Source organism: Pantoea sp. AS-PWVM4, from assembly GCF_000468095.1.
Classification (GTDB): domain Bacteria; phylum Pseudomonadota; class Gammaproteobacteria; order Enterobacterales; family Enterobacteriaceae; genus Pantoea; species Pantoea phytobeneficialis.
The window spans coordinates 104,435-127,677 of sequence record NZ_ASZC01000003.1 but is presented as its reverse complement, the minus strand read 5'-3'; the positions used below and the strand labels follow the sequence as shown (position 1 = coordinate 127,677).

The window sequence follows — 23,243 nt, the reverse complement described above, 5'->3', positions numbered from 1 at the left end:
CCTCACTCTTTGTCGCTGCGGGCATCCAGCGCATCGCGCAGCCCATCACCAATGAAGTTAAAGCAGGTCACCGCCAGCGTAATGGCGATGCCCGGCACCAGCGCCAGCCAGGGCGCACGGATCAGATACTGCTGCGCGCCGTTCAGCATATTGCCCCAACTGGGCAACGGCGGCTGGATACCGTAACCGAGAAAGCTGATGTAGGCTTCCAGCAGGATAGCGCGCGCCACCGTCAGCGTGGCTGCCACGATAATCGGCCCGACCACATTCGGCAGCAGCTCACGGAACATAATCCAGCGCCCGGAAAGCCCCAGCATCCGTGCCGCCAGGATGTATTCGCGTTCACGCAACGAGCGCACCTCGGCCTCAACGATACGCGCTACTTCCATCCAACTGGTGACGGCGATAATCACCGTGATCATTGCCGGATCGGGCTTGATAAACGCCGCCAGCGCCAGCAACAGAAACACGCTGGGAAAGGCCAGAAAGGCATCGACGATACGCATCAACACGGCACCGACACGGCCACCGTAGTAGCCGGCCACAATGCCGACCAGGGTTCCGAGCATGATGCTCAGCACCATGGCAAAGAAACCCACCAGCAGCGAAATACGCCCGGCCATCAGCAGGCGCGCCAGTAAATCCCGCCCGAGCGGATCGGTACCGAGCCAGTGCCAGCCAGTCAACGGCGGTGCGAAGCGTGCACGCAGGTCAATATGCAAGTCATCAAACGGCAGCAGCGACGGGCCAAACGCGCAGGCCAGCGCCATCAGGATAATCAGCAACAAGCTGGCGCAGGCCAGTTTATGGCGCACAAAGCGTTGTAAGGTGCGGTTGCGTAGCCAGCGCACAGGCGTTACCGGCGGCGTAATCACAGAAGATGCCATCTTGCCTCCTTAAGCGGGACGAATACGCGGATCGACCAGCGCGGTGATCACATCCGCCAGCAGGTTGCCTATCAGCACCAGAATTGCCGAGCACATCAGCAGCCCCATGACCACCGGATAATCGCTGTAGCCCAGGCTATCGAGAAACAGACGCCCCATGCCCGGCCAGGTAAACACCGTCTCCGCCACCAGCGCGCCGCCCAGAATGGTCGGCAGCTGCATCCCGGCGAGGGTGATCATCGGTAACAGCGCATTGCCTACCACATGCTTCAGCAGCACGCGACGTGGCGGCACCCCTTTGGCCCGCGCGGTTTTGATGAAATCCTGATTGATCACTTCCAGCGTGGCGGTGCGCATATAACGACTCCAGATCGCCACATCAACAAAGGTCAGCACCAGCACCGGCAACACCAGATGGCGCAGCACATCCAGCAGCGAACCATCGCCCACCGTGTACATATTCCCGGCGGGCAGCCATTGCAGCTTCAGGGCAAAGAAGTAGATCGCCACCAGCCCGAACCAGAAGGTCGGAATCGACAACGCCACCATCGCGCCCATAGTGGCAAAGCGATCAAACAGGCTATCGCGCTTGATGGCGCTCTGAATACCGATCCACACACCGATGGCGATCGAGAACACCATCGAGGTGCACATCAGCAACAACGTCGCCGGCAGATGCGAAAAAATGATGCTCAGGACCGGCTGACCGTCGCGATATGAACGCCCCCAGTCACCGCGCAGCAGATGACTGAGCCAGTCGAAATATTGCACCGGCAACGGGCGGTTCAGCCCCATCTGTGTGGCGATACGCTGCATCGCCTCCTGGGTCATCCCCGGTGTTAAGGCGTATTGCGACAACGGCCCGCCCGGTGCCAGATTGAGGGCAGCGAAACCGATAATGGATACCAGGAACAACAAAATGATGCTTTGACCGCAACGTCGTAACAGAAATGCGCCCACGGCTCTCCTCCCCGGCGTGACGGCTTCCTGCCCGTCACGCACGTTGTGAATGGAATCAGGCTTTCTTATCCCAGTACCAGGTGTTGGCGTTCCAGCTATCGATACGCACGTTGATGTTGGGCGTGATATTCTCCGCGCCCTCTTTGTGCCCGCGCACGTTGGCAAAGCTGAACAGCGTCAGGAATGGCATGTCCTTCCGCACCAGCGACTGGATTTGCAGGTAAGCCGCTTTGCGTTGCTCCGGCGCGAACTCGGCACTGCCCTGCGCCAGCAGTTTGTCCACTTCGGGATTTTTGTACTGGAACACATTCTGCCCCGCGCCCCCCTGCGCCGGGATGGCATCAGAACGCATATACGTGGCGGTATCGGGATCAGAGCCGGTGAGGTAATTCAGGCCGACAATGGCGCTGTCAAACTTCGACAGCATCCAGTAATCCCCCCACATCACCGCCGGCGGCAGGTTGGAAATCTTCATCTCCACACCAATCTCCTGGAAGCTCTGCTGCATAAACTGCTGCATCTGTTCGCGCAGATGGTTGCCAGCGGTGGTGGAGTTGGTAAACGACAGTTTGACGCCATTCTTTTCGCGAATACCGCCCGCTCCCGGTTTCCAGCCCGCTTTATCCAGCAGGGCTTTGGCCTTGTCGAGATTGAATTCGTGTGCCGGGAGGGAGGCGTTGAAATAGGCCGACTGACGCGGCATATAGGTTTCGGTCGGTTTCGGCAGTCCGTAGTAAAGCGCATCAATAATGGTTTGTTTATCAATGGCGTAATACAACGCCTCTCGCACGGCCGGGTCCTGGAACTGAGGACGGGCGAGGTTAAACGCAAAGTTCTCAATGGTGGCGCTCTGGAATACGTCCACCACTTTCCCCGGTAATTTTTTCGCCTCGTCGTAGTGGTCGGCTGAAATCCACTGCAACCCGGCGATATCGATATCGCCAGAGACAAACTGGGTATACATCACGTTGAGATCCGGGATGTACTTATAAATCAGACGGTCGAGCTTCGGTCCATCACCGTAGTACTCTTTGTTAGCGGTCAGTTCGATATGATCGCCCGGCACGCGCTGCTGCCACTTGAACGGCCCGGTGCCAATCGGCGCGCTGTTAAACGGCGCGGTGTTTTTGTCCTGCACGTTGGCAAAGCCGTGTTTGGGAATGATAAAGGTGGCGGCGAGGATCGAGGTGTAAGGCGAATAGGGTTTCTCCATCCGCCATTTGATTTCAGTCGGTGAGACAATGGTGATATCACGCACCAGTTCATGTCCGGAACGGCTCCAGCTGCGGAAATTCGGGTCCACCAGCAACTCAAGGGTGAACTTCACGTCTTCCGCAGTGAACGGCTGGCCATCGTGCCACTTCACGCCATCGCGCAGTTTGAGATGAAAATTCAGCCCATCGGCAGAGATGCCGCCATTGGCCTGGGTTGGCACTTCGGTCGCCAGTGCCGGGGTGAAGTTACCTTTCTCATCAACGCCGAACAGCGGATCAAACAGGCTGAAATGCAGACCGTCATCCACCTCGATATGCGGCATCAACGGGTTGAACACCGTCGGTTCCTGCGAGAATCCGACCACCATCTGTCCACCGCTACCGGCCGCCCCGGTCATCGCCGCGCGTGCGACATTGCTGCCAAACAGCCCTGGCAGCGCCATCGCGGCGGTGCCGGAGGCCAGATACACCAGCGCCTGCCGACGGGAAATTTTTGGCAGGGAATCTGCAAACTTATCACTCATCGTTTTTCCTCAGGTGAACAGAAACACAACGCCGCGCAGCGGCAATCAGAGTTAGTAGCCGGTCATAATTTCAATCTTCGAACCATCAGTGAAACGTGAAAAACGGAACGCTTTCGGGTCCACCACTGGCGTGCGGTTTAGCACCAGATCGGCGGTGAGACGCCCGGCTCCCGGACCAATGCCAAAGCCGTGACCCGAGAAGCCGGTCGCCATCACCAGGCCGGGATAGCGGTCAACATGGGAAATCACCGGAATGGCGTCGGGCAGCACATCGATGCATCCGCCCCAGCGTTGCGCCACCTTCAGTCCGGCCAGCGCCGGCAGTTGCTGCTTCAGTTGCTCCAGCACGTTATTGGTGAGTTTTTTCGACGGCGGCAGGTCCAGTACGCGGCAGTACTCAAACGGGCTGGGTTCATCCAGATGCCAGTGGCGTGCCATCCGCCACTCGTCATAGAAACGTCCGGTCAGCCGCAGCCGCAGCGAACCCCATTCATGGCGCAGCGCAGGCAGGAAGTTACGCGCAAAGCGGAAGCTGTCCGGCACAATATCCACTTCACTTTCATGACCGGAGGCGATGGAGTAGCCGCCGTCCTGACGTTTGCGAATGGCAAAATCGCGTGTCCAGAATGCCGCTTCCGGGCCACCGGGCAGTGGCTCAGTGCGCACCACGCTGTTTAATACCTTGAGCTGCGGCAGAAACAGGCCAAAACGTTGTGCCATCAAACTGGACCAGGCGCCTCCTGCCAGCACCACCGTCTGGCAGGCGATGGCACCGCGTTCGGTTACCACCCCGGAAATCCGCCCACCGCTGGTTTCAATGCCGCGCACCGCGCACTCCGTCAGAATATGAGCACCGTGGCGACGCGCCGCTTCGGCAATGGCCGGGGCCGCTTTCTGCGGCTCGGCGCGGCCATCATCCGGGGTGTAGAGTGCACCAACGCCCTGCACTTTATGGCCGGGAAACCGTTGCGCGACCCCGTCACGATCCAGCATCTCAGCACGAAAGCCGGTGCCATCCATATGGCGCGACCAGTTTTGCAGTTCACTGAACTCCTGGTCGTTAGCACAGTTAAAGGTGATGCCTGCACGCCGATAACCGGTATCCGCCTGTAAACGCTGATCCAGTTGCTGCCAGAGTCGCAGCGATTCAGCCATCAGCGGCACTTCACGCGGATCACGCCGTGCCAGTCGCACCCATCCCCAGTTGCGGCTTGACTGCTCATGACCAATGCCGCCCTTTTCGCACAGCGCGACACTGACGCCCTGCTCAGCAATTTCCAGCGCGGTAGCGCAGCCAATAATGCCGCCGCCAATCACCACCACATCGACTTTTTCCGGTAATGTCACATCGCCGTGCACGGGTACTACAAACGGACCTGGCATAATTATTCCCACAGGTTATTGACGGTTATTAATTTCCGACATCAGACGCACGCAGCGATATTTCGGCAACAGTTCACCATGCGGGGAAAATTAATTTCTCCCCCACCGTAATTATCCGATTTTATTACTGCGTTACGGCTGTAAGACTTTTTTTAATAAACGGATGACGGTCTGTTTTTCTCTCGCCGTCAGCCGTTGAAAAAAACGATCTTCCTGTAGCTGTGTCAGCTCACGTACACGCTGTGCCAGCGCCTGACCATGTTCGGTAAGAAACAATGCCTGAGAGCGGTTATCGCTATGATCAGCTTCGCGCCTCAGCAACTGTTGTTGTTCCATCTGGTCGAGCAGGCGCGCCATAGCGGAACGGTCGCGCTGGATCACATCGGCAATCACCGAAGGCCGAATACCGGGGTGGCGGTCCACCACCAGCAGGGTGCTGATTTTGCCGGTGCCGCGCGCCACTTCGAGTCCGGCCAGCTGCTGGTCGAGGTCGCGCGACACGGCGATATTGATGCTGCGAATGTAAAAACTCAGCATATTACCCAAGGGTCCCAAATCCACGTCGGTGGCCTGTTGCGGAACGGCAGGTACGGCTGGTTTTGTCATTCTGCGCTCCACATAACTGAAAAAAACGTCTCAGAAGAAGGGATTAGGGCAGTACAAACTTTCCTCCAGTATTGGTGAGATAGTGGACAATGACAACGACTTTTGTCATAGCTTTTTCCAATTTCACTTAAGATGCCACCCGCTCTTCGGCATGACCGGGAATGGCGCTAACCAACTGTTGGGTATAGCGATGCTGCGGTTCACGGAACACCGCCTGTGGTGTGCCCTGCTCGACAATTTCACCTTTGAACAGCACCGCGATGCGGTCACAAATCTGGCTGGCAACGCGCAAATCATGGGTAATAAAAATCATCGCCACCTGGGTTTGCTGTTGAATGCTGCGCAGCAATTCCAGCACCTGTGCCTGAATTGACACATCCAGCGCCGACACCGACTCATCAGCCACCAGCAGTACCGGATCGAACATCAGCGCACGCGCAATGCCGATACGCTGGCGCTGGCCACCGGAGAACTCATGCGGGAAGCGGTTCCAGGCACTGGCATCCAGCCCAACCCGTTGCAGCAGTTGTTTCGCCTTGCGTTCGACTTCGTGCGGTGTCATGCCACCCAGCGCCAGCGGCCCAGCCGAAAGAATGGTGCCAATGGTGTGACGTGGGTTGAGCGAGGCAAACGGATCCTGAAAAATCATCTGGATATAGCGGCGCAGCGGGCGGAATTCGTTCTCTTTCATTGGCTGGATATCACGGCCATCAAACAGGATTTCGCCACTATCGGCCGCCAACAGCTTCAGCAGCACCCGCCCAAGCGACGATTTGCCCGAACCGGACTCCCCGACAATACCAAGAGTTTCACCCTTATTGAGGCTGAAGCTGACGTTGTTCAGCGCCTTCACTTCGCGGCTGCGGCTCAGCCAGCCGCCGTCGCTGCGGTAGGTTTTTACCAGGTTTTTCACCTGCAATACCGTTGGCGTATTGCGTATGTCTTTTTCCCCGGCATGCATGCGGGGCACGGCGGCAATCAGCTTCTGCGAATAGGGATGTTGCGGCGCGTTAAGCACCTGCTGCGCCGGGCCGGACTCCACCATATGGCCCTTCTCCATCACAATCACCCGATCGGCAATCTCTTCCACCACGCCAAAATCGTGGGTAATAAACATCACGCTCATCGCCTTGCGCTGTTGCAGGCCACGAATCAGACGCAGAATTTGTGCCTGTGTGGTGACGTCGAGCGCCGTGGTGGGTTCATCGGCAATCAGCACATCGGGGTCGAGCGCCAGCGCCATAGCGATCATCACCCGCTGACGCTGCCCGCCGGAGAGGCGAAACGGATGTTGATGCTGGATTTTATCGGGCTCCGGCAGCCCCACCTCTTCCAACAGCGCCAGCACTTTTTGCTGGCGTGACGCGGCAGTGCCAACGTTGTGCGCCAGCATCACCTCCGCGATCTGCTCGCCGATGGTCATCAATGGGTTGAGGGACGATAGCGGGTCCTGGAAAATGATGGCGAGGGTTTTGCCCTGGAGCTGGCGCAACTGTTCCGGCGTTTGTTGCAGCAGATTGGTGCCGCGCAACAGGATCTCGCCACCCTGCACGCGCAGGGCTTTGGGTAACAGGCCCATAGCAGCATGGGCGGTCACGGATTTGCCCGAGCCGGATTCACCGATAATGCAGAGAATTTCTCCCGGCCACAGATCAAAGCTGAGATTTTCCACCGCATAGCGACGGTCCATCCCGGCGGGCAGCGCCACCGAAAGTTGGCGCACGGAAAATAATGGGGCGATGTTGTCAGGCTTTTCCATATTGACGCTCCTGGTTGCACAGAAAAATAATTTTTTCAGTATCTAAGCCAGCGGTTAAATAACGGAATTGACCAGCAGGATGAATTTAATTTTTAAATTAAGAAGGGAAAATGACACAGAAAGGTTGAGAGTAAATAATAGGTTTTACTTATTTTGCATCCGACTTATCTGCGCGATAAATCGCGCCGCTACAAAAGATAGCACATACTGTAGCGGCGCGATTTATCGCGCGTCATTAACAAAGATTACCCCCCGCTTTTGGCGATCATCCGGCGATAATTATTCAGCCATTTGCCGCTGGTCAGACGCCACCAGAAGCAGATACCGCGCACGGTCCAGTCGAGGAACATGCCGAGCCATACGCCAATCACCCCCATACCCAGCACAATGCCAAGCAGATAACCGGCCACCACGCGCGCGCCCCACATGCTGAACATCGAGACATACATGGTGTAACGCGCATCGCGTGCACCTTTCAGCCCGGCAGGTAGCACCCAGGAGGCGGTCCAGATTGGCATAAACGCGGCGTTCAGCCAGATCAGGTGTTTGGTCACCGAAATCACCTCCGGGTCGCGGGTATAGAACTTCGCCAGCAACCCGGCTATCGGCACGGTAATCGCCGCCAGGCTACATAAGCCAATCATCGCCAGCCAGAATACATGTTTGATTTGCCGTTCCGCCTGCATCACCTGGTTACGCCCAAGACGTTTGCCGGTGATAATGGTCGACGCCGACCCCAGGGCGTTGCCCGGCAGGTTAATCAGCGTGGCGATGGAGAAAGCGATAAAGTTACCGGCGATTTCGTTGGTTCCCATCCCGGCGACAAAAATCTGCGTCAGCAGCTTACCGCCGTTAAACAGCACCGACTCGATACTGGCCGGAACACCGATACTTAGCACCTCCATCAAAATGCCGTAGTTCCAGCGTCGGAAGTAGCTTTGGATGGAGATTTTCAGCGCCGGGTTGATACCGAGATACAGCACATAAATCGCCGCAATCGCCCCGATATAGCGTGAGATAGTCAGCCCCAGCCCGGCACCAATAAAGCCCAACCCTTCCCAACCGAGACAGCCATAAATCAGCACGGTACTGATGACGATATTGAGAATGTTCATCCCGCCGTTAATCAGCATCGGGATTTTGGTATTCCCCGCCCCACGCAGCGCCCCGCTGCCAATCAAGGCAATCGCTGCCGCCGGGTAACTCCACGCCGAGGTTTGCAGGTAGCTGAGCGCCAGCTCCTTGACCTTGGGTTCGGCGCTCCCGGCAATCACATCAATGATCAGGTGGCCCCAAACCTCAATGGCGATCACCAGCACAAACGCCAGCACCGTCATCAATCCCAGCGACTGGCGGGTTGCCGCGCGCGCCCGTTTGCCGTTGCGTTTGGCAAGGCTAAACGCCACCACCACCGTGGTGCCGAGATCGATAGCGGCGAAGAATGAGATGATCACCATATTGAAGCTGTCGGCCAGACCTACGCCTGCCATCGCTTCTTTACCCAGCCAACTGACCAGGAAGGTACTGAGGACGCCCATCAGCATCACACATAAGTTTTCGATAAAGATGGGCACGGCCAGCGGCGTGATTTCACGCCATAACAGCGTGCGATAAGAACGGCGTTTCGGATACCACGCCGTATTTCTGATCGCACGCATCACTGCTACGCCAGGATTTTGCAAGGGAATACCAAATCACTTTGGACAAGAAGAATAATAATGATAGGACGCTAACAATTATGCAAAATGTTTCCCGTCAACATTTAATCATTATTACAAACTTTTTGTTCCCGAGGCGGCAGGATGTTCGACTGCGCCTCCCAGATAGGCACTGCGCACCTCCTCGTTATGCAACAATTCCTCGCCGCTGCCGCTGAGTCGTATCTCGCCGTTAACCATCACATAACCCCGATCCGCCAGTTGCAGCGCATGGCGCGCGTTCTGCTCCACCAGAAACAGCGTCATGCCTTGCTGCGTCAGCTCACGCAGGATGGCGAAGATTTGCTTCACCACCAACGGTGCCAGCCCGAGGCTGGGTTCATCCAGCAGCAGCAATTTCGGGCGGCTCATCAACGCACGGGCAATCGCCAGCATCTGCTGCTCACCGCCCGATAGCGTCATCGCGCGCTGTTTACGCCTTTCCAGCAGTCGGGGAAACAGCTGATACATGCGATCCTTATCTTCGCGCGCAAAGCGGTCGCCGATGGCAATGGTGCCCATCAGCAGATTTTCCTCCACCGTCATATCAGGGAAGATGCGCCGGCCCTCCGGCGCCTGCGCGATACCACTGGCGGCGATAAAATGGGTGGAGCGGTGACTGATGGCCTCGCCGCGAAAGCGGATCTCGCCAGCGGCGATGCGCGGCTGGCTGAAAATTGACATCAGCAGCGTCGATTTACCCGCCCCGTTGGCACCAATCAGCGCCACGGTTTCGCCTGCATTAACCGTCAGCGACACCTGCTTCAGTGCCTGCACCGGGCCATAAAATACGTCCACCTGTTCAAAGCTCAGCATCGGTTCAGACATGGTCATCCTCCTCTTCCGCGCCGAGATAGGCGGCAATCACCCGTGGGTCATGACGGATTTGCTGCGGCGTGCCTTGCGCAATCACGTCGCCGTGATCCAACACCACGATATGATCGGAGATACGCATCACCATCGGCATATCGTGTTCAATCAACAACACGCTGATCCGATGGTCGGCGCGCAGCCGATGCAGAATCTGGCTTAACGCCTCGGTCTCCACCGGGTTCAGGCCTGCCGCCGGTTCATCCAGGCAGATCAGCTCCGGGCGGGTACACATGGCGCGGGCAATCTCCAGTCGCCGCTGCTGCCCATAAGATAAGGTGCCCGCCAGTCGGTTAGCGCTGCCCACCAGGTCAACGTTCTCCAGCCAGTAAAATGCCCGGTCCAGCGCGCGATTCTCCGCTTCGCGATAACCACGGGTATTCAGGATGCCAGCGATCAGTTGACGGTTAACCTGCATATGCTGCGCCACCAGCAGGTTCTCCACCACCGACATCTCACGAAACAGGCGGATATTCTGGAAGGTACGCGCCAGCCCGGCGCGGTTCACCAGATGCGCGCCACCAAACATTTTGTACCAGATACGTGAACCCAGCCGCGCCGGATGCAGCCAGTCACCGGGATGAATTTTCTGTCCCAATACCTGGATCACATCGGTCGATCGCTGATTGGCGTTAAGGGTGATGCGCCCGCCAGTGGCGCGATAGAAACCGGTCAGACAGTTGAACACCGTGGTTTTACCCGCGCCGTTCGGGCCGATCAACGATGTCACCGAACCCCGCTCCACCGCCAGGCTGACGTCGTTCAGCGCCTTAATACCGCCGAAGCGCATCATCAGGTTATCCACCTGCAAAATCGCATCACTCATGGCGCACTCCTTTACGCAGCGGTACACCCACGCGCGCGGTACGTACCAGGCCACGCGGTCGCCAGATCATCATCAGCACCATCAACATGCCAAACAACAACACGCGATATTCGGCAAAGCTGCGCAACAGTTCCGGGGCGACCGTCAGCACAAAAGCCGCCAGCACCACGCCGAGCGTCGACCCCATCCCGCCCAGCACCACAATGGCGAGGATCAGCGCCGATTCAAAAAAGGTGAACGAGGTTGGATTGACAAAGCCCTGATAGGTGGCGAAAAACACCCCGGCGATCCCGGCGGTGGATGCGCCGAGCATAAACGCCGACAGCTTGACCAGCACATGATTCAACCCCATTGCGCGACAGGCGATCTCATCCTCGCGCAGCGCTTCCCACGCGCGGCCAATCGGCATACGCGTCAGGCGATGTTTGATCCACAACACCAACAACACCACCAGAACCAGCACCACATAGATAAAGATAAACTTCATGTTCGGGTTGTAGTCGAGATGGAAAAACTCGTTGTAGGGGACACCGCCCTCGCGTGCGCGACGGCCAAACTCCAGACCAAAAAAGGTCGGTGCCGGCACCGAGACACCATTGGGACCGCCGGTAAAGGCCAGCCAGTTGTTGAGGATCAAACGGATGATTTCACCAAAACCGAGGGTGACGATCGCCAGGTAATCACCGTGCATCCGCAGCACCGGAAAACCGAGTAGCGCCCCGGCAAAGGCCGCCATCAAGGCCGCCAGTGGCAACATGCTCCAGAAACCCAGGCCGAGATACTCATAACCTAACGCCAGACCATAAGCGCCGATGGCGTAAAACGCCACATAACCGAGGTCCAGCAACCCGGCAAGCCCCACCACGATATTCAACCCGAGGCCGAGCAACACATAAATTAACCCCAGGATCGCTACCGTCAGCAGGTATTTACTGGAAAGGAACGGAAAGGCCAACGCCAGCACCACCACCAGCGGCAGGACCCAGCGCAGCGCTGAGCGGTGGCCCGGCTCACGGACATATACCCCGTCATCGCTGCCTTCGAACTTGCGGGCGAAGCGTTGTCCGGTCGGAGTTTGCAGCAACAGGCTGAGCAGCAGTCGCCCCACCATCACCACCCCCACCAGCAGCGCGACCCGCAGTGGCGACAGATGAAAACTGTAGCCATCCAGCACCACGCCGACGATCGGTCCAAACACCACCAGCGCCACCAGCCCGGCCATCAGACAATCCAGCAGCGACTGGCGCACATCCACAGATTGCGTCATTGCACTCATTTCGGCGTCCTCACACTTTGGCAACCAGCGGTCGTCCCAACAGCCCCTGTGGCCGGAAGATCAAAATCACCACCAACAGGGCAAAAGAGAAAACATCTTTGTAATCGGAGTTCACCAGTCCGGCGAATTGCGCTTCCGCCACCCCGAGCAGCAGACCGCCGAGCATCGCCCCGGGCAGCGAACCAATACCGCCCAGTACCGCAGCGGTAAACGCCTTGATGCCGATGACAAAGCCAATGTAGAAATCAAAGGTGCCGTAGTTCATGGTCACCAGTACCCCGGCCAGCCCGGCCATTGCCGCACCAATCATAAACACCAGCGAGATCACCCGATCGGTGTTGATACCGAGAATCGCGGCCATGCGCCGATCCTGCTGCACCGCACGACAAATCCGCCCCAGCCGTGTGTACTGAATAATCCACGTCAGCAGCGCCATGCCGCACAGAGCGGCAATCAGGATAAACACTTTGGTCCAGGTGATTTGCACCACGCCACCATCAATCTCCATACGCAGCACGCCACTCATCAACGTGGGGATGCCCTGCTGATTCGGTCCCTGGCTCAATTGTACGTAGTTCTGCAAAATCAGCGACATGCCAATCGCCGAAATCAACGGCGCAAGACGGGTGGAGTTGCGTAACGGGCGATAAGCGATGCGCTCAATGGTCCAGCCATACACGGCGGTGATGACGATAGTGAAGATCAGGGTGCCGAAAATCAGCAGTGGAAAGGAGTGGATGCCGAAGAAGCTGAGCAGACCCAGCCCGATGGCACAAAGATAGGCGGAGATCATATACACCTCGCCGTGGGCGAAGTTGATCATGCCGATAATGCCGTACACCATGGTGTAGCCGATAGCAATCAGCCCGTAAACCGCGCCCAGCGTCAGGCCGTTCACCAGTTGCTGAAGAAAGAAGGCGTCCATATGCAAGTCCCGTGCTTAAGGGGAGCGCAAACCTCGCGCCCAATCGCGAATGGCCCCGCTGCACGCGGGGCCGCGTGTCAGCTTACAGCTGGTGATATTTGCCTTTATCGTCCCACTGGTAGACCACGTAATCCGAGACTTTCAGGTCGCCTTTGCCATCCCAGGCTTTTTTACCCATTACGGTATCGACGCTATTCGCTTTCAGCCAGTCGCTGGCTTTGGCGTTATCTTTCCCTGCGGCTTTATACGCAGCGGCCAGTGCCTGCACCGAGGCGTAGGCATACAGGGTGTAACCTTCCGGCTCAAAACCACCCGCGCGGAACTTGGCGATCACCGCTTTACCATCCGGGATCTGACGCGGGTCCTGACCAAAGGTCATGTAGACCCCTTTGGTGTATTGCGGGCCACCGGCAGCGGTCACCATATCTTCCGTCACGATGCAGTCACCGGAGAAGAAGGCAGCCGTAACGCCCTGCTCACGCATCTGACGCACCAGAGGCCCCGCTTCCGGGTGGCAACCGCCAAAGTAGACCACATCCGGTTTCACCGAGGCGATTTTGGTAACCAGCGCGTTGAAGTCTTTCTCACCACGCGACAGACCTTCATATAACACCTCGTTGACGCCACGTTTTTCCAGCGCCGCTTTGGTCGCATCAGCCAGCCCCTGGCCGTAGGTATCTTTATCGTGGATCACCGCCACACGTTTGGCCTTCAACTTATCGATGATGTAGTTAGCCGCAATCGCCCCTTGTTGGTCGTCACGGCCACACATACGGAACATGGTTTTCATGCCGCGTTCAGTGATTTGTGGGTTGGTGGAACCGGGGGTGATCGCCAGCACACCGGCATCATCATACACTTCAGAGGCGGGCATGGTGGAGGAGGAGCAGAAGTGGCCGACCACCGCCAGCACTTTGTCCTGATCCACCAGACGGTTAGCTACCGCCACCGCCTGTTTTGGTTCGCAGGCGTCATCGCCCTGCACCAGCACAATTTTCTCACCGTTAATGCCTCCGGCAGCGTTGATATCATCCGCCGCCTGAGTGGCACCTTTCCAATACTGTGCGCCGTAAGTGGCATTAGGGCCGGAAAAGGGTCCGGCTACACCAATTTTAATGTCTGCCTGGGCATAAAACGCCGCACTCAGGCAACCAGCAATCACGACCTTCAATGGTACTTGTATGAATTTCAAAGACATGCTTTCAATCCTCAACGGGTCAGGAACGGAGCCATACCACGGCCTGGGAGAAATCAATTTCTGAAACTTAACGAAGTGCGATGAGTGGCCAGCAGGGCCACGGTTAACGATTAAGCAAAAACCTCGCCAAAGGTAAGCATTGGTGACAAGTTTTTGCACCGACAGCGCGTTAAAGCGGCGGGAACACGTCTGCTGATCTTAACCATAGCCAGCGTTTGCCGACGCACCAGCACTCTGATGGTGCAGAATGCGGTCGATCACAGATTCTTCATGGTGCTGAGGGGTTTACCCGCTATGCTATAGCCAAATCGGCCCAAATTTCGGAGGGAGAACCTATGACTACACAACGGAACGGCATCAGCAGTCAGCAGGCGCTGGATGAACTGGAACGCCTGTACGACAACGCGGTTGCGGCTTTACGCAGCGCAATTCGTGACTTTACCGAACAGGGACGTCTGCCGGATGAAACGGCACGGCAGCAGGGATTGTTTGTTTACCCGGAACTGCGCCTTACCTGGGCGGGCGATGGCCCGCAGCAGAACCGCACCCGTGCCTGGGGCCGCTTCACCCATACCGGCAGCTACAGCACCACCATTACCCGTCCGGCCTTGCTGCGTCATTACCTGAGCGAGCAACTGTCGATGATTGAGAAAGAGTACGAGGTGGTGATTGAGGTCGGTCCCTCTCAGCAGGAGATCCCCTACCCTTACGTGATCGACGGTTCGGACCTGTCGCTGGATCGTTCCATGAGCGCCAGCATCGCACGTCATTTCCCCACCACCGAGTTGTCGCAAATTGGTGATGAAACCGCCGATGGCCTGTTCAACGCCGACGCGCAGTTCCCGCTGTCGCATTTTGATGCGCTGCGTACCGACTTCTCGCTGGCGCGTCTGCGTCACTACACCGGCACCGCCGTTGAGCACTTTCAGCCGTTCGTGCTGTTCACTAACTACACGCGTTATGTCGATGAGTTTGTGCGCTGGGCGATTGAGCAAGTACAGGATCCGAACACACCTTACGACAGCCTTGCCTGTGCTGGCGATGTGGTGATCACCAAAGAGACCCAGGACCCGGAAGCGATGATGTCGGACCTGGCGTGGAAGAAGCACCAGATGCCCGCCTGGCACCTGACGTCACCCAATCGTCGCGGCATTACGCTGGTGAATATCGGCGTGGGGCCATCCAATGCCAAAACCATCTGCGACCATCTGGCGGTGGTGCGTCCCCATGCGTGGTTGATGATTGGTCACTGCGGCGGCCTGCGCGAAAGCCAGACCATCGGCGACTATGTGCTGGCCCACGCCTATCTGCGTGACGACCATGTGCTGGACAGCGTATTGCCGCCGGATATCCCGATCCCCAGCATTGCCGAAGTACAGCGCGCGTTGTACGACGCCACCAAAGCGGTGAGCGGTATGCCGGGTGAAGAGGTCAAACAACGCCTGCGTACCGGCACCGTGGTGACCACCGATGACCGTAACTGGGAGCTGCGTTACTCCGCTTCGGCGTTGCGCTTTAACCTGAGTCGCGCTGTGGCGGTGGATATGGAGAGCGCGACTATCGCAGCGCAAGGGTATCGCTTCCGTGTGCCGTATGGCACTTTGTTGTGCGTTTCAGATAAGCCGCTGCACGGGGAGATCAAGCTGCCAGGTCAGGCGAATCGCTTCTATGAAGGGGCGATTTCGGAGCATTTGCAGATTGGGATTTGTGCGGTGGAGTTGCTGCGGGCGGAGGGTGATAAGTTGCATTCGCGCAAATTACGCACCTTCAATGAACCGCCGTTCAGGTAGGACCCGGTGCGGTTGGTGACTCTTCTGGGTAGGTGCGGTCTGTAACCCTCACCCCGGCCCTCTCCCATAAGGGAGAGGGAGATGTGCCATATGCTCGATCAGTTCCCTCTCCCGCTTGCGGGAGAGGGTTAGGGTGAGGGACCAGGGTGAGGTTAATTACGCGCTCAACCAACCCAGCTTAATCACAAACAGGATCGACATAATAATCAGCGCCGCATTCACCTCTTTGGTACGGCCACTCAACAGCTTCACCACCGTCCAGGTAATAAACCCAAACGCGATACCGTTAGCAATCGAGTAAGTCAGCGGCATGGTCAGCGCAGTGACCGTCACTGGCGCAGCCGTGGTGATGTCTTTCCAGTCAATCTCCGCCAGGCCAGAAGCCATCAGCACCGCCACGAACAGCAGCGCAGGCGCAGTGGCGAATACCGGCACGCTACCCGCCAGCGGCGAGAAGAACAGACTCAGCACGAACAGAATAGCCACGACAATCGCGGTCAGACCGGTACGGCCACCGGCGCTGACGCCCGCTGCCGATTCAACATAACTGGTGGTGGTTGAAGTACCCAGCAGAGAACCAAACAGCGCAGCCGCACTGTCGGCGATCAGCGCACGGCCCATTTTCGGCACGTTGCCCTGCTCATCCGCCAGACCCGCACGCTTGGTCACACCCAGCAGCGTACCGGTGTTGTCGAACACGTCGACAAACAGGAAGGCGAAAATCACGCTCACCAGGCCCACGTTGAAGGCACCGGCGATGTCCAGTTGCATAAAGGTCGGAGCGATAGACGGCGGTGCAGAGAACACGCCACCAAACGGCGTCAGGCCAATACCCATCGACAGGAATGTCACGATCAGGATGCCGATCAGCACCGCACCGGTCACGCGACGCGCTTCCAGTACCACGATGATGACGAAGCCCAACAGCGCCAGCAGCGGGCCAGGTTTGGTCAGATCGCCCAGGCCCACCAGGGTCGCCGGGTTATCCACCACGATACCCGCGCCTTCCAGCGCAATCAGCGCCAGGAACAGGCCGATACCGGCAGCAATCCCGGCACGCAACGGCAGCGGAATACTGGCGATAATCCATTCACGGATTTTGAACACCGACAACGCAAAGAAGATACAGGCTGACAGGAACACCGCACCCAGCGCGATTTGCCAGGTGTAGCCCATGTGCAGCACCACGGTGTAAGTAAAGAAGGCGTTGAGGCCCATACCCGGCGCCAGCGCAATCGGGTAGTTCGCAATCAGGCCCATCAGCACGCAGCCGATTGCCGCCGCCAGACAGGTGGCCACGAAAACCGCGCCCTTATCCATACCGGTCGCACCCAAAATGCTTGGGTTAACAAACAGGATATAGGCCATAGCCAGGAAGGTGGTTATGCCCGCGATAACTTCGGTGCGGACCGTTGTGTTGTGCGCTTTTAGCTTGAATAGTTTTTCTAACATCATCATCTCTCGTGATGGGGAGACGTCACTGACGTGCGTTCTCTTGCCAATGGGGTGTGCATGCGCGTTATTGTTGCGGGAAAAGGCAGACGGCTGCATGCTCGGCCATCAATCCGCCTTGTTACTAAACTCCTTTCCCCCTGTCCTCATAGCAATTGCTATGCCATAACAGGACGCAATCGTTTACCTTCACGACTGTATCTTAGACTCAGACAATTCTGAACCAGAACGAGGCGCGATTATGGTGCATTGCACCATGTGCGCGCAATCGTTTTCCCATCCGTCAACCGGGTAGCGAAAAAAGATTGCGGTAACGCACGCTTTCAAACTCTGTCAGGCGATGCCGCTCACGTTTCTGTTGCCTGATTAAGCAGGCAAAAGTGGTCGGTATACACTCTCGTTAACCCTTCCATAACAAAAGAGGCCCGTAATGAAGCCCGCAATTCTGGTAGTGGATGACGATCGCGCGGTATGCGAACTGCTGCACGATGTATTGAGTGAACATGTTTTTACCGTATTCAGCTGCCATCAGGGAAAAGATGCGCTGACGTTGCTGGATAAACACCCGGAAATCTCGCTGGTGATGCTGGATATGATGCTGCCGGACACCAATGGTCTGCTGGTGCTTCAGCAAATGCAGCGCCAACGACCTGAGCTGCTGGTGATCATGCTAACGGGCATGGGATCAGAAGCGGATATGGTGGTGGGTCTGGAGATGGGCGCTGACGATTATATCGCCAAACCGTTTAATCCCCGCGTGGTTGTTGCGCGGGCGCGTGCAGCATTACGCCGTTGTGGTCGGCTGGCGCAACCCGTCAGCACCCAGGACGAGGGTTGGCAGTTTAACGGCTGGCGACTGGATGAAACGCGCTGCCAACTGTTTAACCCCCAGCGTGAGACGGTGACGTTAACCCAGGGTGAATATGCGTTGCTGCGCGCCCTGGTGTGTCATGCCCGCAAAGTACTGACGCGCGACCAGTTGCTGGAGCTGACCCACAGCGAAACGCTGGATGTGTTCGACCGTACCATTGACGTGCTGATCATGCGGTTGCGCCGCAAGATTGAGATGAACCCGCATCAGCCGAGCCTGATCCGCACCATCCGTGGTCTGGGTTATGTTTTCTCTGCGGATGTGATGCGCCCGGCCTCTGCCGTGCATGTCACACAAATCGCCTGATCCATCCAGCGCTGCATCTCGGCCAGTGGCCGGGTGCCGTCCAGCGCATTCGCCGCGTGTAGATTAAAACAGGCGCAGGTATGCGCCAGCTTCAGCGTCTCGGTCATTGGCCAGCCCTGATGACTGGCGTATAACACGCCGGCACAAAAGGCATCCCCGGCCCCGACGCTGCCAACAATCTCTTCTGGCGTCAGTTGCCACGCCGGTTGCCAGCGCCCTTCACCGTTGACCTCCTGGCCCCATGCCCCTTCTGGCGCATGGATCACCACGCGTCGCCGGACGCCCTGCTGCACCAACCAGGTCGCCGCCGCCGCAAAGGCGTCAGGCGGTGCGATCCCCGTCGCGCTGCGCAGCCTGACACCGGTCAGGGATTGCGCCTCCAGTTCGTTAATCACCAGATAATCGAGCCAGCGCAGTGCGGGCACCACCAGCGCCTGGTACTCCCCGACGCGCGACACCAGATCGAGCGAGGTCAGATAGCCGCGCTGCTGCATTTGCGCCAGCAGATGGGCACCGCGCGTGCCCCAATGTTCATCCGGTAAATCAAGACAATCCAGCAGCAACAGATAACCGAGGTGGAAGATGCGATGGGAGGTATGGACAGCGGCAAAATGCGGTAAATCGAGCTGTGCATTGGCCCCGCGGGCATGAAAAAACGTACGCTGACCATCCGGTGTGGTCATCACCTGGGTCATAGCGGTGTTCACGCTACGGGTGCGCTGTACCAGGCGGCGATCAACCTGATGCTGGTCCAGCAACTGCACGATAAAATCACCGTCGCTGTCCTCGCCGATCATCCCCACCCCGGCCAGCGGCAAATCAATCTGCATACGCGCCAGGGTGAACAACACGTTAAGCGCGGCCCCGCCACTGCATTTTTCACTATGGTGGATCTCCGCCAGCCAGCCTTGTTCCGGCCAGTGACTGATGCGCTGTACATGATCCACCAACATGCTGCCCGCTGCCAGGATGCCGCTGCGTATTGTCATCTCAGGCCCTCCCGGCGCTGCCGAACACCCGCATCTGCTGAGCCACCACGTTGCTGATATCACGCTCCACCGCCATCAGCAGCTCGGCAAAGGCGTCATAACGCGCCTCTCGCTGGGCAATCTGGTTCTCGATCGCCCCCAGTGCCGCCTGCGACATGCCGGTATAGAAGTTGATTTTGTGGATACCCAGGCTGATGGCATGGCGGAAATCGGCATCGCTGATACCGGAACCGCCATGCAACACCAACGGCACGCGTGCCGCATCACGGATCGCCGCCAGCCGCTCGAAATCGAGTTTCGGCTCGCCTTTGTACTTACCGTGCGCATTGCCGATTGCCACAGCCAGACAATCAATGCCGGTGCTGCGCACAAACTCGGCTGCCAGTTGTGGATCGGTGAATTTATCGCTGTCGGCCTCGCCAAACAACGCGCCACCTTCATCGCCCCCCACCGCGCCAAGTTCCGCTTCCACCGATACGCCAAGCGCGTGACAGATTTTCACCACCTCCTGAGTCTGGCGCACGTTCTCGTCATAACTGAGGGTCGAGCCATCAAACATCACCGAGGTAAAACCCAGGCGGATAGCCTGCATCACCGCGTCGAAGTGCAGGCCGTGATCGAGGTTGAGTACCACCGGAATATCGTGCAGCGCCGCTTCGGTACGAATGGCAGCAATCAGATGATCGAGGCTGACATACTTAAAATGCACCTCGGCAATGTTGATGATAAACGGCGAACGTTGCTGTTCCGCCGCGTGAAACAGCGCACGCAGAAAGTGGGTATCGAGCACGTTAAACGCGCCCAGCGCATAACCATTTTGTTGCGCATGAGCCAAACCCTGCGCCAGTGAAATCAGTGCCATAGAATGCTCCTTCAGGCCAGCCAGCGGGCATATTCGTTACACAGCAACCAGCGCGGATCTTCATCCTCATCAATCGGGTTGAAGCGTGCCAGCGGGGTGAGAAAGACATTGTCGTGCTCGTCGTCGTTCGGCATGGAGACTTCCCCTACCAGCACATCGCCGTAACCCTCTTCGCCCCAGAAGCTGTGCCAGATGCCGGGGACAAGGGTGACGCTTTCGCCTGGCGACAGACGCAGTTGCGAACCGGCGGCATGGGTCTGGCGTAGGCCATCAAGGGTGACGTTAACCGGCGTGTTAGCCAGTTGCTGGCCGTCACGGTTGTGCAGCGTGACAATCAGGTTACCGCCGCCACGGTTGATAATGTCTTCCATCTTTTGCGGGTGATAATGCATCGGCGTCACCTGCCCTTCGCGCACATGCATGATTTTTTCCGCATAGGGTTTGCTCCACGGCTTACCGCCGCGTGAGCCGTTGCGCAGGGTGAACAGGGTTAACCCGGTCTGAAAGAAATCCTCGGCACCAAAGCTGGTGACATCCCAGCCCAGATGCAGGGCCAGTAGTTCATCGGCGACAGATTTATCCAGCGCACGCCACTGGCTAAGACCGTAATCGGCCCAGCTCGGCAGGTGGACATCCTGGCGCATAAAGAATTCGCGGGTCAGTTGTAGAATGGCATTCACTTCCGAACGTTGCATCACTGCGTCTCCGGTCAGTGGGAAGTTGGGGCGGCGCGAGCCTTAACTGAACAACATTACGCCGCCCAGGTCGGTTATTTCACCGTCCAGCCTTTGTAGCTGCCGACGTTGTTACGATCGATCATCGTCACCGGGATCAGCACCGGTTTGTCCGGCGCTGGCTTGCCTTGCAGGATGTCGTAGCCAATCTCCACGGCTTTGGCTGCCATCACCTGCGGATCTTGTGCCGGTGTAGCGACAAACAGCGAACCTTTGCGTTTCAACGCCTCTTCACCGTCCGGGCTACCATCGACGCCGACAATAAAGAATTCACTGCGCTGCGCCTGTTTGGCGGCCAGATCCGCGCCGATGGCGGTAGGATCATTAATCGCGAACACCGCATCAATTTTCGGGTTAGCTGACAGCAGGCCGGTCATCACTTCCAGCCCCCCTTCACGGCTGCCTTTGGCGTTTTGGTTCGATGACAGAATCTTGATATCAGGATGGGTTTTGAACTCCGCCTCGCAACCTTCGACACGGTTCTGCACGGCGGAAACCGGCGGTCCGTTGATGATCACCACGTTGCCTTTGTTTTTCAGGCGGTCGGAGATGTATTTACAGGCCATCGCCCCGGCCTGGGTGTTATCGGAGGTGATGGTGGCATCGGCCCCTTCGGCGGCCACGTCCACCGCCACCACCACGATACCGGCATCGCGCGCGCGTTTCACCGCCGGGGCAATCCCTTTGGAGTCGGCGGCGTTGAGGATGATCATGTCCACTTTAGCGGCGATAAAGTTATCAATCTGCGCCACCTGCTGACCAAGATCGTAGCCGCTGGAGACCAGCGTCACCTTCACGTCGTCACCGGCCAGCTTGCGCGCTTCCAGGGCCGCCCCTTTGGTGATCTGCACGAAGAACGGGTTGGCGAGATCGCCGACGGTAACACCAATGGCTTTTAACTCTTTGGCCTGGACCAGCGGCGCACTGAGAAGCGTGGCCGCCAGCAGTCCGGTAAGGATCGGATTAAAACGCATAGTCGATGTTCTCCTGCTTTTTTTGGTTTTGTATTGTTGCTGCCCTTGCCCTCACCCTAACCCTCTCCCGCAAGCGGGAGAGGGAACCGATCGAGCATATGGCACATCCCCCTCTCCCTTATGGGAGAGGGCCGGGGTGAGGGTTACAGACCGCACCTACCCCACATGATGCCGGGTGCGATATTTATCGATCAGCACGGCGATAATGATCACCGCGCCTTTAATCACCAGTTGCCAGAAGTACGACACCCCCATCAGCGTCATACCGTTATTCAGGGTGGCGATAATCAGCGCACCAATCAGCGTGCCGGTAATGGTGCCGATGCCGCCGACGAAGCTGGTGCCGCCGAGGATCACCGCAGCGATGGCATCCAGCTCATAGCCGACACCGAGGTTGCCGTTGGCGCTGTAGAGACGCGAGGCGCTCATCAGGCCGCCCAAGCCGGACAGCAGGCCGCTCACCGCGTAGACAAACACCAGCACCGCACCAACCTTGATACCGGTCAGCCGGGCGGCCTGCATGTTGCCGCCCACCGCATAGATATGAACCCCCAGCGTGGTACGGCGCAGGATGAACCAGCACAGCGCAATCACCGCAAAGGCGATGACAATCAGCCAGGGAATCGGCCCGATGTAGCCGTTGCCGATCCACTCAAAGTTGATGTCGGAGTTGATCACCGTGGTGCCGTCGGCCAGCAGGTAGGCCGCACCGCGCAGCGCGGTATAAGTACCGAGGGTGACGATAAACGGCGGCAGTCCCGCCCACGCCACCAGCAAGCCATTGAACAGCCCCATGATCAGCCCTGCCCCGAGCGCCGCCGGAATGGTCAGGCTGGCGAAGGCCGGATCGAGCGACACCACCATTGCCACCACCGCGGTAGTACCGAGCATCGACCCCACCGACAAATCAATGCCGCCGGTCAGAATCACAAAGGTCATCCCCGCCGCCAGCACGATGTTGATCGACGCCTGGCGGGTAATGTTCAGCAGGTTGGCCTCGGTAAAGAAGTTCGGTGCAACAAAGCCAAACACCGCGACAATCAGAATCAAAATCGGCAGGATGCCAACGGTCTGCAACAGATCCGCCATCAGCGCCCGTTTCAGCGTGGGGTTTTTCATTCGGGTGGTTTCACTGGTCAT

The 23,243-nt window shown here is 57.8% G+C and carries 20 protein-coding genes; 2 read left to right on the top strand and 18 right to left on the bottom strand.

Annotated features, from left to right (window positions below; all coding sequences use genetic code 11):
- Positions 1-2: 2 nt before the first annotated feature.
- The 12 genes from L579_RS03185 to L579_RS03130 form a co-directional block, all read right to left on the bottom strand.
- The gene (locus tag L579_RS03185) at positions 3-887 is read right to left on the bottom strand and encodes an ABC transporter permease (protein WP_021182829.1); all 885 of its coding nucleotides are present in this window, start codon (positions 885-887) and stop codon (positions 3-5) included.
- A gap of 9 nt (positions 888-896) precedes the next feature.
- Entirely contained in the window at positions 897-1,847 is a 951-nt protein-coding gene (locus L579_RS03180; RefSeq protein ID WP_021182828.1) for an ABC transporter permease, read from the bottom strand.
- Between the two features lie 55 nt (positions 1,848-1,902).
- On the bottom strand, positions 1,903-3,585 hold the full coding sequence (locus tag L579_RS03175) for a peptide ABC transporter substrate-binding protein (protein WP_021182827.1): 1,683 nt from the start codon (positions 3,583-3,585) through the stop codon (positions 1,903-1,905).
- Between the two features lie 51 nt (positions 3,586-3,636).
- On the bottom strand, positions 3,637-4,968 hold the full coding sequence (locus L579_RS03170; protein ID WP_021182826.1) for an NAD(P)/FAD-dependent oxidoreductase: 1,332 nt from the start codon (positions 4,966-4,968) through the stop codon (positions 3,637-3,639).
- A gap of 132 nt (positions 4,969-5,100) precedes the next feature.
- Positions 5,101-5,574, bottom strand: coding sequence for a MarR family winged helix-turn-helix transcriptional regulator (locus L579_RS03165; protein WP_021182825.1), 474 nt, complete (start codon positions 5,572-5,574; stop codon positions 5,101-5,103).
- 127 nt (positions 5,575-5,701) lie between these two features.
- Entirely contained in the window at positions 5,702-7,333 is a 1,632-nt protein-coding gene (locus tag L579_RS03160) for an ABC transporter ATP-binding protein (RefSeq protein ID WP_021182824.1), read from the bottom strand.
- 245 nt (positions 7,334-7,578) lie between these two features.
- Positions 7,579-8,991 carry an EmmdR/YeeO family multidrug/toxin efflux MATE transporter gene (locus L579_RS03155; RefSeq protein WP_021182823.1) on the bottom strand — a complete coding sequence of 471 codons (1,413 nt, stop codon included), beginning with the start codon at positions 8,989-8,991 and terminating at the stop codon, positions 7,579-7,581.
- A gap of 114 nt (positions 8,992-9,105) precedes the next feature.
- On the bottom strand, positions 9,106-9,858 hold the full coding sequence (locus L579_RS03150) for an ABC transporter ATP-binding protein (protein ID WP_021182822.1): 753 nt from the start codon (positions 9,856-9,858) through the stop codon (positions 9,106-9,108).
- Entirely contained in the window at positions 9,851-10,726 is an 876-nt protein-coding gene (locus L579_RS03145) for an ABC transporter ATP-binding protein (RefSeq protein WP_021182821.1), read from the bottom strand. The genes L579_RS03150 and L579_RS03145 overlap by 8 nt, the downstream gene beginning before the upstream one ends.
- Positions 10,719-12,002, bottom strand: coding sequence for a high-affinity branched-chain amino acid ABC transporter permease LivM (gene livM / locus L579_RS03140; RefSeq protein WP_036624910.1), 1,284 nt, complete (start codon positions 12,000-12,002; stop codon positions 10,719-10,721). Before livM ends, L579_RS03145 begins: the two co-directional genes overlap by 8 nt.
- Positions 12,003-12,012: 10 nt before the next feature.
- Entirely contained in the window at positions 12,013-12,927 is a 915-nt protein-coding gene (locus L579_RS03135) for an ABC transporter permease subunit (protein ID WP_021182819.1), read from the bottom strand.
- A gap of 82 nt (positions 12,928-13,009) precedes the next feature.
- A complete protein-coding gene (locus L579_RS03130; protein ID WP_036624907.1) occupies positions 13,010-14,125 on the bottom strand; it encodes a branched-chain amino acid ABC transporter substrate-binding protein in 1,116 nt (371 codons plus the stop codon).
- Positions 14,126-14,460: 335 nt separating this feature from the next.
- Here L579_RS03130 and L579_RS03125 point away from each other — a divergent pair, with 335 nt between their 5' ends.
- Positions 14,461-15,915 carry an AMP nucleosidase gene (locus L579_RS03125; RefSeq protein WP_021182817.1) on the top strand — a complete coding sequence of 485 codons (1,455 nt, stop codon included), beginning with the start codon at positions 14,461-14,463 and terminating at the stop codon, positions 15,913-15,915.
- A 156-nt stretch (positions 15,916-16,071) separates the two neighbouring features.
- Here L579_RS03125 and L579_RS03120 read toward each other — a convergent pair whose 3' ends face one another.
- A complete protein-coding gene (locus L579_RS03120) occupies positions 16,072-17,370 on the bottom strand; it encodes an NCS2 family permease (RefSeq protein ID WP_021182816.1) in 1,299 nt (432 codons plus the stop codon).
- A 427-nt stretch (positions 17,371-17,797) separates the two neighbouring features.
- Between L579_RS03120 and L579_RS03115 the strand changes: the two genes are divergently transcribed.
- Positions 17,798-18,544, top strand: coding sequence for a response regulator (locus L579_RS03115; protein ID WP_036624905.1), 747 nt, complete (start codon positions 17,798-17,800; stop codon positions 18,542-18,544).
- Here the strand turns inward: L579_RS03115 and L579_RS03110 are convergent.
- The 5 genes from L579_RS03110 to L579_RS03090 all read right to left on the bottom strand — a co-directional run bounded on the left by L579_RS03110 (position 18,481) and on the right by L579_RS03090 (position 23,243).
- Complete coding sequence (locus tag L579_RS03110) at positions 18,481-19,533, bottom strand: carbohydrate kinase family protein (RefSeq protein WP_021182813.1); 1,053 nt, start codon at positions 19,531-19,533, stop codon at positions 18,481-18,483. The two genes, L579_RS03115 and L579_RS03110, sit on opposite strands and share 64 nt — an antisense overlap.
- A 1-nt stretch (position 19,534) precedes the next feature.
- A complete protein-coding gene (locus tag L579_RS03105) occupies positions 19,535-20,395 on the bottom strand; it encodes a ketose 1,6-bisphosphate aldolase (protein WP_021182812.1) in 861 nt (286 codons plus the stop codon).
- An 11-nt stretch (positions 20,396-20,406) separates the two neighbouring features.
- Positions 20,407-21,090, bottom strand: a complete 684-nt coding sequence (locus L579_RS03100) for a D-lyxose/D-mannose isomerase (protein WP_021182811.1) — start codon at positions 21,088-21,090, stop codon at positions 20,407-20,409.
- Between the two features lie 74 nt (positions 21,091-21,164).
- Positions 21,165-22,103 (bottom strand): ABC transporter substrate-binding protein, encoded by a 939-nt coding sequence (locus L579_RS03095; RefSeq protein ID WP_021182810.1) that lies wholly within the window; start codon positions 22,101-22,103, stop codon positions 21,165-21,167.
- Positions 22,104-22,259: 156 nt separating this feature from the next.
- Positions 22,260-23,243 (bottom strand): ABC transporter permease subunit, encoded by a 984-nt coding sequence (locus L579_RS03090; RefSeq protein ID WP_021182809.1) that lies wholly within the window; start codon positions 23,241-23,243, stop codon positions 22,260-22,262.